Source organism: Bacillus sp. (in: firmicutes), from assembly GCA_012842745.1.
In the GTDB taxonomy this organism is placed as follows: domain Bacteria; phylum Bacillota; class Bacilli; order Bacillales; family Bacillaceae_J; genus Schinkia.
Genome location: DUSF01000037.1, coordinates 222,071 through 237,912 on the forward strand (window position 1 = coordinate 222,071; position 15,842 = coordinate 237,912).

Sequence of the window (15,842 nt, forward strand, 5' to 3'; positions counted from 1 at the left end):
CAGTGCTTTGTCTTACGTTTATTATTTCAACTTCAATTTTGCTAAAGCATCTGCTAATGCTGTATTAATTGGCTCTTCTTGTTTATTTTGCTTTTTCATATAATTTGCAACGTCTTTTTTCGATACTTTCGTATTTTGATTTTGCTTTCTTCGTTCATTAAATGTCGACAGCTTTTCGCGATGGCCGCATTTACAAACAAAGATTTGGCCTTCACCTTGGCCTCGTAATTCCAATTTTTTATGACAGTTTGGACATCTAGCATTTGTCACTTTGCTGACGTTTTTGCGGTGACCACATTCACGATCTTGGCAGACGAGCATCTTCCCTTTTTTGCCGTTGACTTCGAGCATTAGCTTGCCGCATTCCGGACATTTTGACCCTGTAATATTATCATGCTTGAATTTTTGAGAGCTGTTTTTTATTTCATAAACAACCGTTTTCGCATAGTTTTTCATATCATTGATAAACACATTTTTGGCAAGTTTTCCTTTCGCTATTTGCTCTAGCTTTTGTTCCCACTCAGCTGTTAAGGCAGGCGATTTTAAATCCTCAGGAACCAAATCAAGCAGCTGTTTCCCTTTTGATGTAATAAAAATTTCCTTGCCTTTTTTCTCAATCAAAAAGGTATTAAACAGCTTTTCGATAATATCAGCTCTCGTCGCAACTGTACCAAGGCCGCCAGTTTCACCGATTGTTTTAATTAAATCTTTGCTTTCGCCAGCCATATATTTTGCTGGATTTTCCATCGCTGAAAGCAATGTTGCTTCATTGAAACGTGCAGGTGGCTTTGTTTCGCCTTTTGTTTGTGAAATCAATGTAACCGTTAATGAATCTCCTTTTGCTAATTTAGGTAGCAATTGTTCCTTCATTTCTTCCACTTCATCGTCATCCTCATAACGATTTTCATATACTTCTTTCCAGCCCATCGACGTGACCGTTTTTCCTTTCGCAACAAACATTTCGTCACCAATACTTGCTTTAATCGTTGTTTGCTCATATTCAAACGGTGGTGAAAGCACAGCTAAAAAGCGTTTCACAACTAAATCATAAATTTTTCGTTCTTTATCCGTAAATTTATTTAGGAGCACCGTTTCTTCTGTTGGAATAATCGCATGATGATCCGAAACCTTCTTATCATCTACAAACGACCCATTTGCTTTAATTGGCTTTTGTAGCAATTTATGTGTCATTTGCTTATATGGCCCAATCCCACATGACTTTAAGCGATCTTTAATTGTATCTACGATATCAGTTGAAATATATCTTGAATCAGTCCGTGGATATGTGAGCACTTTATGCTGCTCATAAAGCTTTTGCATGATTTGCAGTGTTTCTTTTGCGGAATAACCAAACGCTTTATTCGCATCACGCTGTAATTCTGTTAAATCATAAAGCTGTGGTGCAAAGCTTTTTTTCGCTTTTTTCTCAACATCAACGATTTTTGCCTGTTTATTTTTTACCTTTAATACGATTTCGTCCGCTTTTTCTTTTGCGAACGTTTTTATATCATTCGTTTTACCGTCATGCCAAGTAAGCACAATGTTTTGATTCGTTTGTACTTGAATGCCAAAATACGGCTTTGATTTAAAGCTTTTGATTTCTTCTTCCCTTTTCGCAATGATGGCTAAGGTTGGCGTTTGCACCCGGCCACATGAAAGCTGCGCATTAAATCTGCATGTTAACGCCCTTGTTGCATTTAATCCTACATACCAATCCGCTTCAGACCTAGCAACAGCTGAATGATATAGGTTGTCAAACTCCTTGCCATTCCTCAATTTTTGAAAACCTTCTTTAATCGCTTTATCAGTTACCGATGAAATCCATAACCGTTTTGTCGGCTTATTCACTTTTGCCTTATCCAAAATCCACTGTGCCACAAGCTGGCCTTCACGACCAGCATCGGTTGCAATCACAATATCACCTACATCAGCGCGAAGCAATTGGCTCTTAACAGCATTGAATTGCTTGCTAGTCTGTTTAATAACAACAAGCTTTAACTCCTTAGGCACCATTGGCAAATCTTCAAGCTTCCACGTTTTATATTTATCGTCATAAGCTTCTGGGTCCGCCAGTGTAACCAAGTGGCCTAACGCCCATGTCACAATATATTTTTCACCTTCCAAAAAGCCATTTCCTTTTTTATGACAATTCAATACCCGTGCGATATCGCGGGCTACTGATGGTTTTTCCGCTAGTACTACAGTTTTTTTCACAATATCATCCCTTCATTTTGAAACAATTAGCTTTACTATATCATAAAAGCCCAAATTTATTTAAAACCAATATGTAATTGTATCGAAAACTCCAAGAACAATCATAATCCCACCAGCAGCCTTTTGGATTATTGCCCCTACTTTTCGTCCTTTATTTTTCATAGTGAATACCCCTCATTTCGGGTAAAGTTTTTGTTTTAAGTGATCAAATTCCTCTTCCGTTATTTCTCCCCTTGCCAACCGTTCTTTTAGAATATCAATATGTGTTCCATTTTTTGAATTGGTAACAAAATTTTCACGAATATATCATTAAAAAAGTGACATTCCTTTATGTTAAAGGATATGTCACCTTTTTGTTTGTTTATCGTTGTAAATCCACATTTCCCAGACGGTACCCCTTTGATATCAACAACTCCTTATTAATTAATTCATCTATACGTACACAAGTAAAACCTTTTGTTTTCACTGTTTTTAATACATCCTTTAACGCATTAATGGTATTCCTTGGCGCATCCATCTCTGCTCCAGGTGAATCCCCACAGTCATGCAGCAGAATGATATCACCGCCTTTTATGCTTGATAAACGATGTTTAATCTTTTCACTTCCTCCAGAAGTCCGCCAATCTTCCGCCATGATAGACCAAAGAATAATCAAGTACTTACCTCTTTTGATAAAATCAAAAAAATTGAGCATCCCCCATGGTGGACGATAAAAAATAGGTCTTACCCCTGTGATATTTTCAATAATGTTCGCAGTATCCTCCACCCCTTTGCGAACTTTCCAAGGGTACATGAACGAGGTATAATAGCCAATTAAAATAAATGGGAATATCCATAAAACAGTCCCTAACAAGGACGTAAGAAGAAAATCTAAAAAGGGAATTTTGTTCATCCCTGCAAAATATGGGCTAATTTGTCGGATGCCAGGCATATAGAATCCAAATATAATCGTTTTACGGGCATTTTTCCTATATTTATTTATTACTCTATCCCAGCGTTCTTCTGTTATGCCAACGTACCTCCCATATTTATGGATAAAAGGACTGCCTATAAATTTTCCAACAGCATAGGCAGAAAACATACCGGAAAAAGCTCCAAAAAAGGCCGACAAGCCAGCAGGTACAATTGCTAAGCTATGTTGATCAATTGACACGCCAATTAAAAATAATAGTGACTCCTCTGGAGCAGGAATACCGACAATGCCAAAGAATAAAAAAATAAAAATAATTATATAGCCATACATATTTAGATAATCTATAAAGGTTTCAATATTCATAATTCCTCTTAAACATACTATTTATTGTATTCGATGTGTATCTATTCTCTTAAGTAAACGGAATATTTCCAGTAAAAGAATATTTAGGCCCAACCAGACTCCCCCAAAGACATAGCCAGCAGCAATATCACTCGGAAGTTCGACATTAAAGAACAATCGACTGACGGCAATAAGAATTAATACTACTAATCCAGCAACTGGCACAAGAATATGAAACCAAGCATTTTTTACAAAGCGTATACATACAAATACCGTAAAACCGTAAATAACAAAATTCATTAAAGATTGCTCACTTGGAAAATTGCGAAAAATATGATCTGTGAACGAATAAGGAACAGGGGAAAGACTTTGAAAAATTCTCCTTAAACTTTCTTCAAAGAGTTCCCCACCTAAAATAACGATTAAAAGAGAACCTAATTCAATTAGTTTATTCTCACCTTTCCATAAAATCCAAATGAATGTAAAGCTGAGTAGTATAAGTTGGACTTGCCTTGAGCCCAGTAATGAAAAAGTTTGCATTGCCTCTGTCCAGTCCTTATTAAAAACTAAGGAAATCAATAAAACCACAATTTTATTAAAATTGGTAAATTCGTTTCCAAGAAAATCCTGTATCATGCCAAACATGAGAACCATAAGGGCCAACGTCAGGATGGAAGTCGCAGCCAATAGAAATCCAACTCGTCTTCTCGTATGAAAAATGGTCAAAGTTAGATTTAATAACCTATTGACTGTCTCTTTTATCTCCTCTTTATATTTTTTGTAGATGTAGATCACAATAAAAATAACGACAGCGGCTATCCCCCCAATAATGAGATATTTCTTAATTGAACTGTGAAACGTCTCCCATTGTGGGCCTAATAATTTACCGAGTGTAATAAATACCGTCACCCACAGGAATGCTCCAATATAGGCAAAAATAGCGTATATCCGAAATGGCAGCCGGGTAGTTCCTGAAAAGTACCCTGTAATATGTCTAATTCCAGGGATAAAATAAGCAATCAGCAACAGCTTATTCCCGTACTTACTAAACCAGTAGGAAAATTTTTCAAACCGTTCTAGACCCATATGAAAACGCGAACCATATTTTTCGAAGAACGGTTGTCCTACCTTATAACCTATCCAATAAGAAATGGTCATACCAATACAAGATCCAATACCAGCTATTAAAATACTAAGTATCCAATTTAAACGTCCTTGAAAAACAAGAAATCCTGTATAACTCATAAGGACTTCACCTGGAAATGGAAGTGCAATCAATTCTAATAGTAATGCTAGAAATAATACCATATATCCGTATTGGTCAATATATGATGTAATACTACCCACCGCTTATCATCCTTTATTATTCTTGGTTTAAAGGGTTATCAGGACTTGCTTTCTTAGCATCCCTTTTTCTTCATAACTCTATACTGGCTGATAAAATCAATTCTACCTCCGTTCCTTCTCCCTCTTTACTTTTTATTTTGATTTCACCTTTATGCAGTTTCATGATACTTTTGGCAATATAAAGTCCTAATCCAGAACCTCCAGTTTCCCGGCTCCTTGCCTTATCCACCCTGTAAAAGCGTTCAAAAATATTCTTAGTTTCATCCTGTGGAATGCCAATACCATAATCCTTTATGCGGACAATGACGTTATCCCCATTTTTAACTAAGAAAACATCAATTTTATCATGACTGTATTTAATGGCATTATCGAGCAAAATGATAATGACCTGCTTGATTTTTAATTCATCTGCCATAATAAGGATAGGTGATTCTTCATAATGTAAACTGATTTCTCGCTTATACACTTGTTTCATTTGTTTCAAAATCGTTTGGCAAAACGATACTAGATTGACAACACTCATTTCCAGCGCCATTTCTTTTTCTATCGAAGCTACATCCAGGAAGGTTTCCGTCATTTTTTGAATTCTGGTAGCTTCTGAATTAATCGCTTGGATCGCTTCTTCAGCCACTTCTTTATCTTCTAGTCCATGTCGCTTTAGTAAACTAGCATAACTTTTAATTACGGTTAACGGAGTCCTCAATTCATGGGATGCATCTGAAACAAACCGGGACTGCTTTTCGAAATTTTCTTCCAGCCTGTCAATCATCCGGTTGAACGTATTTGCTAATGTTTGAAGTTCATCCTTTGTATCGTTATGAATCATTATTTTTTTCGGAACACCACTTCGTTCAATATCTTCCATTGTATTAATCATGTTTGAAATCGGCCTCATAATGATATTTGACAACCATTTGCCGCTTAGCAATGATAAGATAACAGCTATCACGGTACTGACCCCAAGAATCCATAAAAGGATATCTTTCCTTGTTTCCAGCCCTACCAACTCTTCAGCAATTTCCAGACTTTCATTATGAAAGCTCCTATCCTCTAGGGGAACACGAACGATTAATACTTGCTTTTCCTTACCCTCTAACTTAATACCCCGTCTCTCAATTTCTGGAGTATTTACAAATTTCCCTTTAATTTTTTGGGCAAGTGCTTTTTCGTTCGTTACTTCATAAAGGATTTGGCCCTTTGGCCCCAAGATGCGAATATAAGAATTATCGGTTAAATAATTTTTTAGTTCACTTTGAATACTGCTAGGTGTGTTATTGGCATGAATACTTTTTACAATCTCCCTTGCTTTTTGAAATCCCACATCCTTTTCCATATTAAGTGTCGTATTCATGAATAAAATGAACACAACAACATTAATCAAAATTAAGATAAGGAGCATCCAAGCCGTTGTTAATAGATTAATTTTTAATGTGATCCTCATCTGCGTTCTCCTTTATCGTATAGCCAATACCCCTAATTGTAGTAATGAGAGGACTGGAAAAACCATCTTCTATTTTTTTTCGCAAATGGCGGATAAACACATCAATCACGTTCGTTTCTCCCTCGTAATCATAACCCCATACATTCAAAAGGATATTTTCTCGAGTAACAACTTTATTCTTGTTTACAATTAAATACACAAGCAAGTCATATTCCCTTGGGGTTAAAACAATGGAAGTGCCTGCCCTTGTTACCTCTCTTGTATCAGTATTGATCTCTAAATCCTTTACAGAAAGAATGGAGATATCCCCTTTAAGGCCATTTTTCGAATAATGGCGGAGACAAGAACGAATTCTTGCTAACAATTCTTCGATTTCAAATGGCTTTGTCACATAATCATTGGCACCTTGATCAAGTCCCGCTACCTTATCAAATGTGGTATTTCGCGCCGTTAGAAGAATAACAGGAAGGTCCTCTTTTTCCTTTCTTAGTCTCCTTAGCACCTCGATTCCATTTAATTTAGGTAGCATCACATCTAACAGGATTAAATCAATTTCACTATGTAAGGCTGTTTCCAGCCCAGCTTTCCCATCATATTCTACTGTCACCATGTAGCCCTCATATTCAAGCTCCATCTTTAAAACACGGGCAATTTGAATTTCATCTTCTAGAACTAAAATATGGGTTTTCACATTCTATTCCCCCTAGAATCCTATAACTTAAATGTAACACTCTAAAGTAACAATTTTCATTTTTTAATGGATTATTAATGTTTTTTTCATATCCTGTTCAGGTTCCTTATTTATAGTTAAGGTACCCACATGGGATTAATAGTACTTAAAAAAATAAAAGGTCAATCTACTATTGACCCATGCGGCAGACGCTTCGTTTCCAAGCGACCATACAACCGGTGCCTTTGCTTTAGCACTGGCAGTTCTATTTGTTCATCGTAAAATTGGGCTAGGTATGCTTTTGTTTGCCTTCCTAACAGGTTTTTCTCGTATCTATGTAGGGCATCATTACCCATTGGACATTTTAGGAAGTATAGTCGTATCGTTAGTCATTAGTATCATTGTTTACAAACTGAGTCCGTTCCTTGAACCCATTGCGAATGCAATTATCAATCTTTATAACAGGATCCCTTTTGTTCCGAAAAACATGGAAACTACAAGCAATACAAAATTATTAAATAAATAGACATAACAAAACACTGACTTTTTTCGAGTCAGTGTTTTGTGCCAAGGCTAACTTTTTTAGATTTTTTCTTCCACAAATAATAAAAAATAAATAATAGTACAATGAACAGAATTAAATAAAGACTGTATTTGGTTACATACATTTCTACTTGTCCCCAATTTTCCCCTAGTTTTCTTCCTAAAGTGATAAAGGTAAACGTCCATACGAATGCCCCACTATACGCATATACAATGAATTTTCTAAAAGGATAGTTATTTATTGCGGCAATATAAGCCGCAATATGCCGCACTCCAGGAATAAAATAGCCAATGAATAAAACTATAGTCCCGATTTTCCGAAATAAATTCTTTGTCAAATTGATTTTGGATTCAGTAATATGAAATTTAGGGCCATATTTCTTCAATAATGGTAATCCAAACCTATAACCAATATAGTAACTAAGTGAAATTCCTCCTGCAGCACCTGAAAACGCACTTAACAAAGACAGGAAGAATTTTAAATTACCCTGAAAGACATTATAGCCAACAAATGTTAAAAGAACCTCGTCAGGTATCGGAAGACCTACAATACCACCGATTAACACTACAATGATTCCTAAATATCCTAAATGCTCAATTAGGAAATTTATATGTTGCATTATTATTTCCCACCTAAGTATTAAAGTTTTTTAACTCTAATGGGAGTCACCATTAAAATAGCAAGGACTAAGGTGATCCATGCATTGCTGTATGAAAAGAATCCCATTGCAGCGAGCGGTAGTCCAGCAGCAGGAATAGGCAATCCTCTAAAATATCCAATCGTTGGTTTAACATTAAACCTTGCTAACCTTAACGCCCCCATTATTGGAAAAAGGATAAATGCCAAGGAAGTTAAAATAGATGGCTCTGCTATTGCATGAAATACAAGTGCTGGAGCAACACCAAAACTAACAATATCAGCCAAGGAATCCAATTGAACACCTAATTCACTGTTAACTTTTAATCCCCTAGCAATTCTGCCGTCAAGAAGATCAAAAATTGCTGAAAAGAAAATTAGGATGGATGCTACTTCTAAAAAGCCACTCATGTTACAGGTAATGGAAAGAACACCGCACAATAAATTTCCCATTGTAAATAAATTAGGTATTGCTTTTGCTACTTGACTGAACAAAATACTCCTCCTAACTTTGATGCTTCGACATTTAATTAGTTTTTGTTCCTTATGGTTTTCTTATTAATATATCTTTCCTAGTATTGCTGATAAAACCATATTGCAGTGGTTAACCATAATACATTGAGGAAGTACCCTGCTAATATATCGCTTGGATAATGAACTCCAAGATAAATACGACTTATACCAATTGTAAAAATCATCATGACACTCAGAACGATTAAAATTGTACATCCTAATAGGGTCCGAATATGTCTCCATAACAGAAAAGTAAGAATACCGTACAAGGTACATGCATTGGTTGCATGACCACTAGGAAAGCTGTAACCACTAACCTCAATGAGTCGATTTTAATAATAAAAAAAGATGTTAGAACCCACCATTACAGCAATAAATAGGATTAACTCAGAACGATGTTTTAATACTTTGTATAGGAAGATCAATATAAGAAGGGATAGTGGCACAATGGAAACAGTAGAACCAATATTGGTAAATAATTTCATAATGACTGTCAGTGTTGGTGCCTCAAATCCCTGGATAAAAGATATAACTATGCTATCAAAATGTATAATCTTATCGTAGGTTACCATGGTCGCTAATAAAGCAAACCCGGCAAGCGATATTATGCTTATTATTAGCGCCCGCGTAAGCTGAACCTTTAAATTCATTGACCCTGATACCTCATTTAGCAAACTAGCTAGACCGTAGTTAATAAGATATATTATTGAACAATTCAAGCACGTTAATACACAATAGCCACATGTATTGTTCACTACCAATTTTTTTATTGTATCTTAAGGCACAAAAGGATAGCGAAATCGCTATCCAAAGAGCTTGTTTTTAGTTAATTGCACCTGCTTTGATTACTTCATTCCAATTTCCACCTCCATCTTCTGAAACAAAAACTGTATTATTAAAAGAGGAGACCGTCAATATTTATAAGGAGTAACCTACCCCTTTTTAGTTGACATTTGTCAGCCACCTTCTATACAAGTTGAAATAGAGCTTCCAACAGCAGAATTTAATTCTTGTAGTAATGAAGTCAGCAATTCCCTTTCAACCAATTCTTCTAAAGTCTGTTTTGTAAGTGGAATATTGTATTTTTTGAAAATATTTGCCGTAACTTCCCAAACTTCAACAATTGCTACTGATGTCATATTAGCTTGTATGACCATTTCAGAATGCTCCTTTTTGTTTTACTTTATCATATTTTATTCATTAACCTACGTGTGAACTTCAATAATAAAAAACTAGCCCCCAAGTTGGGAGCTTATTATCAGTTAATTGCACCTGCTTTAATTACTTCATTCCAATTATCCCCACCATCTTCAGATACAAAAACTGAATTGTTAAAGGAAGAAACCAAAATTTGTTTTAAGTTCTCAGGATTAACAGAAATATAGTTGGCAGCATCTTTACTTATCATAATCGCAGCATCATCTTTTGTAATAGAGTAGCTAATTAAATCTTTGTTTTCATTTGGTATGACCGCAAAAGCTGTTATAAACCGCTCTCCGCCATGCATAACCCAAGTTTTCCCACCATCATCGGAACGCATAATGCCACTTTCTGTTCCTGCGAGCAATGTGTTTTCATTGTCTGGAAGGGCTACCATTGCATAAACTTTATGAAGATCTTCAGATAATCCTTTTGGTTCTATTTTCTCCCAATTTTGGCCTCCATCAGTACTTTTAAAAATCCCTGCGCCATATTCCCCTTCGCCCATTTGGTTCAATCCATAAATATTTACAATAGCGAATACAAACATTAGTGCATAAAATAGCAGCATTCTCTTAAAAGTCTGCTTGTTGCTCATTCGATATACTGTATAAGCAGATCCAAAGAAACCAAGACCGATTATGATAAACTGTAATACTTGTACTGTAAATGTAGATGTAAATGCTAAATCACCAGCCTGCATATTAATCCCAAATAGTGCGATTGTATTATAGCCGATTGATTTTCCTTCCGTTAAGAGGTGGAACAAATTATGGGCAATATGACCAGCTAAATCGAGTGGGATAATCGCATAGCCAAATCTTACAAAATATTCTTTTATTGATTGCCAATTCTTCTTATTCGAAACAACTAGCGACGTTACCCAAAGCATTGCTACTGGAATAATCATCGAAATGATAAAAGCGACTGTAAAATTAACAGGATAAGAAGTTGTTCCAGTAACTTGGCTAATTATTTTTAAAATTTCTTGCCAGATAGATAACATCGTTATATTTTGCACAAACACAATACCCATAATGACTGCAGCTAAGACTGTATGCTCTAGCTTTGGCTTTTTAATGCCCCAAAGCTCACTAGTTAGTCTACGGAAGGAAACACGAATAGAATCATATTGTATCTAGCTATTTAGGTATGTTATTCACCAGTGTCAGCAAATCGCTTCACTCTCTCACCTATCTCATCACGAACACGCTGGAAGAAAGCCCATTTTTCTTCATCTTTTCCTTCTGCTTTAGCGGGATCATCAAAGCCCCAATGCTCTCTTTTAACATGTGGTGGTGTCATTGGACATTTATCAGCTGCATCACCACATAGCGTTACAACTAAACTAGCATTATTTAATACATCAAGGTTGATAATATCTGAAGTTTGAGTTGAAATATCAATACCGACTTCCTTCATTGCTTTTACCGCATTTGGGTTTAAACCATGTGCTTCGATTCCAGCACTCCTAACAACCCACTCATCACCTAAATATTTTTTTGCCCAACCTTCTGCCATTTGGCTGCGGCATGAATTACCTGTACATAAAAATAAATTGTTTTTTTATCTCCCATGTTATGACTCCTTTTGCTTAATTATAGATTTGCTTGTGTTTTGAAGTATTTACGTTGAAACCATAAGGCTACATTTACTAGAGCAATCATGACCGGTACTTCAACTAAAGGACCAATAACGGCGGCAAATGCAGCACCTGAGTGAATACCAAATACGCCAACAGCAACAGCAATCGCTAATTCAAAGTTGTTGCTTCCAGCTGTAAACGCTAATGTTGTCGTAACAGGGTAACCAGCACCAATTTTTTTACCCATATAAAAGGAAACAAAGAACATCACAACAAAGTAGATTAACAACGGAATCGCAATGCGCACAACATCTAATGGCAGGCTAACGATAACATCGCCCTTTAATGAAAACATCACAATTATCGTAAAAAGTAATGCAATCAGTGTAATTGGGCTGATTTTAGGTGTAAATTTCTTTTCATACCACTCTCTACCTTTAGCTTTTACAAAAATAAGTCTAGTTACCATTCCCGCTATGAATGGAATTCCCAAATAGATAAAGACTGATTTTGAAACCTCAGCCATTGTTATATCTACGACTGCTCCTTCAATGCCCAACCATTCTGGAATAATCGTTACAAAAGCATAGGCGTAAACAGAAAAAAATAAAGTTTGGAATAAAGCATTAAAAGCAACTAATCCTGCTGCATATTCTGTATCCCCTTTTGCAAGATCATTCCAGACAATAACCATTGCAATACAACGTGCTAAACCAATGAGAATCAATCCTACCATATACTCCGGCTTATCTGGTAAAAAAATAATTGCTAAAACAAACATGAGGACTGGACCAATAATCCAGTTTTGTACTAGTGAAAGCATCAATACTTTTACATTTTTAAATACCCTGCCCATTTCTTCATAACGGACTTTTGCTAATGGTGGATACATCATTAAAATTAGACCAATCGCTAATGGAATCGATGTTGTTCCAACTTGTAGCCTATTTAATCCGCCAACAAATCCAGGAGCTATATTTCCTGCTCCAATTCCAATTGCCATAGCAAGAAAAATCCAAACAGTTAAATATCTGTCCAAAAAAGACAAACGTTTTTTCCCTTCATTACTCAAAGTTTCTTCCTCTCTTTCCATAAGCTAACCTAACAATCAAAACGTAATTTGGTACTATTCCCCTCAACCTTTTCAATATTTCCATTTTGATCTTGAACATGCTGCAAGATATCTTCAATAAGAGGATAAAATTCACTAGATTTATGTAAGGAGTAATAAATCCATTGACCTTTCCGTTCTTCATCTACAAGCCCTGCATCTTTTAGTTTACGAAGATGCTGGCTAATCGACGGTTGACTCATTTCAAATAATTCAACAAGTTCACAAACACAACACTCCTGTTTTTGTAAAACAGAGATAATTGTAAGTCTTGTTTTATCTCCAAGAAGCTTTAATACTTGAGCAGCTTTCACAATTTCTACCGTTGTTTGTTGCATATCGCATTCCACCTCCTTACTGACATTAATGATTAAGCGCTTTTATATAATCATATAACTAACTGCTTATATGGTCAATAAAAACGAAAACTTCCATAATAAAGCGCCAATATAAAAAAGGAAATGTTTAGTTAGACGAAGATGCGTTAACATTTCTGTTATTAACATAGTTTTTTAAAAACAACTATTTTTTCAGCTAATTTTCATTTTTGAATAGCATAATTATATTTGAACAATGTCAACCCTTTGTAAAAACCACTGCATTTTATAGTAGTGGTTTTTATTAAATTTATTTTTGCAATTATGATTCTCTCCACTATTAAAATATTAAAAAAATAGTGTAGAATAAGGATGGAATAGTTTACCTTGAAGATAATCTAAAAGATTAAGAAGGTGATATGATGAAACATTTGCCTTGGGTTATAGTAACGGTTCTTCTCTTTAGTTTAGTCGGTTGCTTCGGATCAAACGACCCTGCACCAACTGAAAAAGACAATAGTGGCACTTTAACGACTATTAAAGTAATAGCAGAATCTCCTGGCGCTGTTCAATTTATGAAAATGCAGGAAAAGGAAATTGCCAAAAAATATGGAATCCGTCTTGAATACAATTATCCTGAGAGATTAACTGAAAATCTAGAGGATTTCTTATTTTCGACAAAGGAGAATTATGATATTTATTCAATCTTTCCAGTAAAACTACCTTTATATGTAGAAAGAGATATGCTTCTTCCTTTAGAAAAGTACATGACAGCTGAATTTATAAGCGACTTGATGCCGTTTTATCAAAAGCTCTATATGGAATTTGGCAATCATACATATGGAATGGCGTATGATGGCGATGCACATCTATTATTTTACCGAAAAGATATTTTTAAAAAATATCAAGATGAGTATAAACAAAAATATGGCGTTCCTTTAGCACCACCGAAAACATGGGAAGAATATGACCAAATTGCCCATTTTTTAACTCGTGATAAAGACAAAGATGGCAAAGTCGACATTTACGGAACAGCCATTTTAAGCGAAGGCGGTATGGGCTATATTTGGTTTGCTGAACGTTTTTTATCAATGGGTGGAACATACTTTGATGAAAATATGAAACCAGAGATTAATAGCGAAATTGGTGTGAAAGCATTACAAAGTCTAGTTGATTTGCAAAATAGTCAAGCGGTACCACCTGGGTCAATGTATGACTGGGTTGATTTAAACAATGCTTTTCTTCAAGGCCATGTTGCAATGACTGTGCAGTGGAGCGACACCGCTCGCTTTTCCTATGATTTAAATACATGGAATTCTAAAGTCTCAGGGATGGTTGATTGGACTGTTGTTCCTGGCGGAATTCCTGGTGCGCCAACAGGTGGCTCTTGGATTGGTAGAGTATTAGCGATTTCAAAAAATTCTAACATGCCAGATAAGGCATGGCAGGTGATTCAGCATCTTACATCTGAAGAAGTAAGCATAGATTCAATCAATTCCTATGAAACGATTAATGATCCTTATCGGTACAGCCATTTATCAATCAATAATAAAGGACCTTTCCCAAGCATTGAGGTAAGCGAACATTTCTTTTCTACTCTTCGTGAAAGCTTAAAAAATACAAATGCTGAGCTAATGATTCCTGGAAGCTGGGAATATATGCAAAGTATCGATCATAATATGCGACAGGCGCTAATAAATAAGCTTACTACGGAAGAAGCACTGGAGCAAACAGCTAAAGAATGGGAAGAAATTACTGAAAAATATGGACGAGATTCGCAAAAAGAATACTACCAAAAATGGCTGAAAAATACAGATGAAGTAAGGAAAATAGCGTCTGATGAAAAATAAAAGCTGAACATCACGTTCAGCTTTTATTTCATGCTTTCATTTATATTTTCTTTTCATCTACTTTCGGAACTTCAAAAACATCAAGGAAAAATACGAATACTGGAATACCGATAATCAAACCCCAAACACCAAAGAAATGTTCAGAGAAAATTAAGACGATAAACGTATAAAAAATCGGTAAATCCGTCTTTGAACTCATCAACTTCGGATTCAAAACATACGCTTCAATTCCATGGATAATCGCAATCATGATCAGAACGTAGACAACCTTAATGATTCCCCCCATACTGTAGGCAATTAACGACAGTGGAATAAGAGAAATAATTACACCTGCTACTGGAATTAATCCTAAGAAAAAAATCATAATCGCCAATCCAAACAATTGTGGAAACCCCATAAAGGAAAGAGCAACCGTCGATAAAATACAATTGACTACTGCAATAATAAATTGGGCTTCAAGCACCTTTCCAAATGTACAAACGAATTTTCCACCGAAAAACTCAATTTCATTATAAATAGGAGCTAGTTTACTGTATTTCATTTTCTTCGTAAATGCCACTAAACGTGGTTTTTCCAATAAATAAAACAAACTTAAAAGTAGCGCCAATAAAACTTGAAGTGCCAGCGAGCTTATGTTTGAAAAGGATTTCATCACAATGGTAAAGCCTTGCTCAATATACTGGTGAATTTCACTTTTGGCTATAACGTTAATTAAATAATTTAAAATAATATTATCCTGTGGTTGTTGGTAAAAGGCTGTCAATTGTTTAGCAAGTACCGTAATTTCAAACGTAATAATTGGTAAATATTTCACAAGTCCCCATGTTAACAATCCAACAATCGCCGTATACATGACAAGTACAATCAACTTCCAATTAATCGGTATTTTTCTAGAAACAATCGTAACAAGGCGATCCATTAAAAATGAAAAAATAAACGTAAGCAAAATGAAATTAATCATACTTCTCGTACTGTATAGAATAAGGACAATAAGAACAAAAATAAAAAGCCTTTTTACACTCTTGTTTTGAAACCATTTAGTGACTTCGTCCATAGGCTCTTCCCCTTTGTATGAGTAAACTCTGAAAATTCCTTGTAATACTAATATAGTATAATTCCATATTATAATTATTTTGTCCATAATAAAAGTCATAAAAAT

The 15,842-nt window shown here is 35.4% G+C and carries 15 protein-coding genes and 4 pseudogenes; 2 read left to right on the forward strand and 17 right to left on the reverse strand.

Going from position 1 to position 15,842, the window contains the following annotated elements:
- Window positions 1-21: 21 nt before the first annotated feature.
- The 8 genes and pseudogenes from GX497_09530 to GX497_09565 all read right to left on the reverse strand — a co-directional run bounded on the left by GX497_09530 (window position 22) and on the right by GX497_09565 (window position 6,948).
- Window positions 22-2,214, reverse strand: coding sequence for a DNA topoisomerase III (locus GX497_09530; GenBank protein ID HHY73451.1), 2,193 nt, complete (start codon window positions 2,212-2,214; stop codon window positions 22-24).
- A gap of 60 nt (window positions 2,215-2,274) precedes the next feature.
- A pseudogene (locus tag GX497_09535) lies at window positions 2,275-2,376 on the reverse strand (sulfite exporter TauE/SafE family protein).
- 12 nt (window positions 2,377-2,388) lie between these two features.
- Window positions 2,389-2,517, reverse strand: coding sequence for a hypothetical protein (locus tag GX497_09540; protein HHY73452.1), 129 nt, complete (start codon window positions 2,515-2,517; stop codon window positions 2,389-2,391).
- A 58-nt stretch (window positions 2,518-2,575) separates the two neighbouring features.
- Window positions 2,576-3,010 (reverse strand): annotated as a pseudogene (locus GX497_09545) (polysaccharide deacetylase family protein).
- 12 nt (window positions 3,011-3,022) lie between these two features.
- Window positions 3,023-3,490, reverse strand: a pseudogene (locus GX497_09550) (DedA family protein).
- A 21-nt stretch (window positions 3,491-3,511) separates the two neighbouring features.
- Window positions 3,512-4,777 carry a phosphatase PAP2 family protein gene (locus GX497_09555; GenBank protein ID HHY73453.1) on the reverse strand — a complete coding sequence of 422 codons (1,266 nt, stop codon included), beginning with the start codon at window positions 4,775-4,777 and terminating at the stop codon, window positions 3,512-3,514.
- Window positions 4,778-4,886: 109 nt separating this feature from the next.
- On the reverse strand, window positions 4,887-6,257 hold the full coding sequence (locus GX497_09560; GenBank protein ID HHY73454.1) for a HAMP domain-containing histidine kinase: 1,371 nt from the start codon (window positions 6,255-6,257) through the stop codon (window positions 4,887-4,889).
- Window positions 6,235-6,948 (reverse strand): response regulator transcription factor, encoded by a 714-nt coding sequence (locus GX497_09565; GenBank protein ID HHY73455.1) that lies wholly within the window; start codon window positions 6,946-6,948, stop codon window positions 6,235-6,237. The genes GX497_09560 and GX497_09565 overlap by 23 nt, the downstream gene beginning before the upstream one ends.
- Window positions 6,949-7,120: 172 nt before the next feature.
- Between GX497_09565 and GX497_09570 the strand changes: the two genes are divergently transcribed.
- On the forward strand, window positions 7,121-7,453 hold the full coding sequence (locus tag GX497_09570) for a phosphatase PAP2 family protein (protein ID HHY73456.1): 333 nt from the start codon (window positions 7,121-7,123) through the stop codon (window positions 7,451-7,453).
- Window positions 7,454-7,481: 28 nt separating this feature from the next.
- Here GX497_09570 and GX497_09575 read toward each other — a convergent pair whose 3' ends face one another.
- From GX497_09575 to GX497_09610, 8 genes and pseudogenes are all read right to left on the reverse strand, one after another.
- Window positions 7,482-8,093, reverse strand: coding sequence for a DedA family protein (locus GX497_09575; protein HHY73457.1), 612 nt, complete (start codon window positions 8,091-8,093; stop codon window positions 7,482-7,484).
- A gap of 17 nt (window positions 8,094-8,110) precedes the next feature.
- The gene (gene pssA, locus GX497_09580) at window positions 8,111-8,602 is read right to left on the reverse strand and encodes a CDP-diacylglycerol--serine O-phosphatidyltransferase (GenBank protein ID HHY73458.1); all 492 of its coding nucleotides are present in this window, start codon (window positions 8,600-8,602) and stop codon (window positions 8,111-8,113) included.
- Between the two features lie 77 nt (window positions 8,603-8,679).
- A pseudogene (locus GX497_09585) lies at window positions 8,680-9,270 on the reverse strand (phosphatase PAP2 family protein).
- A gap of 306 nt (window positions 9,271-9,576) precedes the next feature.
- The gene (locus tag GX497_09590) at window positions 9,577-9,777 is read right to left on the reverse strand and encodes a hypothetical protein (GenBank protein ID HHY73459.1); all 201 of its coding nucleotides are present in this window, start codon (window positions 9,775-9,777) and stop codon (window positions 9,577-9,579) included.
- Between the two features lie 101 nt (window positions 9,778-9,878).
- Window positions 9,879-10,856 (reverse strand): exo-alpha-sialidase, encoded by a 978-nt coding sequence (locus tag GX497_09595; GenBank protein HHY73460.1) that lies wholly within the window; start codon window positions 10,854-10,856, stop codon window positions 9,879-9,881.
- A gap of 119 nt (window positions 10,857-10,975) precedes the next feature.
- A complete protein-coding gene (gene arsC, locus GX497_09600) occupies window positions 10,976-11,341 on the reverse strand; it encodes an arsenate reductase (thioredoxin) (protein ID HHY73461.1) in 366 nt (121 codons plus the stop codon).
- A gap of 77 nt (window positions 11,342-11,418) precedes the next feature.
- Window positions 11,419-12,498 carry an ACR3 family arsenite efflux transporter gene (arsB, locus tag GX497_09605; GenBank protein ID HHY73462.1) on the reverse strand — a complete coding sequence of 360 codons (1,080 nt, stop codon included), beginning with the start codon at window positions 12,496-12,498 and terminating at the stop codon, window positions 11,419-11,421.
- An 8-nt stretch (window positions 12,499-12,506) separates the two neighbouring features.
- Window positions 12,507-12,854 carry a winged helix-turn-helix transcriptional regulator gene (locus tag GX497_09610; GenBank protein ID HHY73463.1) on the reverse strand — a complete coding sequence of 116 codons (348 nt, stop codon included), beginning with the start codon at window positions 12,852-12,854 and terminating at the stop codon, window positions 12,507-12,509.
- Between the two features lie 401 nt (window positions 12,855-13,255).
- On the opposite strand from GX497_09610, the gene GX497_09615 reads away from it, so the two are divergent.
- Window positions 13,256-14,683 (forward strand): extracellular solute-binding protein, encoded by a 1,428-nt coding sequence (locus GX497_09615; protein HHY73464.1) that lies wholly within the window; start codon window positions 13,256-13,258, stop codon window positions 14,681-14,683.
- A 40-nt stretch (window positions 14,684-14,723) separates the two neighbouring features.
- On the opposite strand, the gene GX497_09620 is transcribed toward GX497_09615, so the two are convergent.
- The gene (locus GX497_09620; protein HHY73465.1) at window positions 14,724-15,737 is read right to left on the reverse strand and encodes an AI-2E family transporter; all 1,014 of its coding nucleotides are present in this window, start codon (window positions 15,735-15,737) and stop codon (window positions 14,724-14,726) included.
- Window positions 15,738-15,842: the final 105 nt, after the last annotated feature.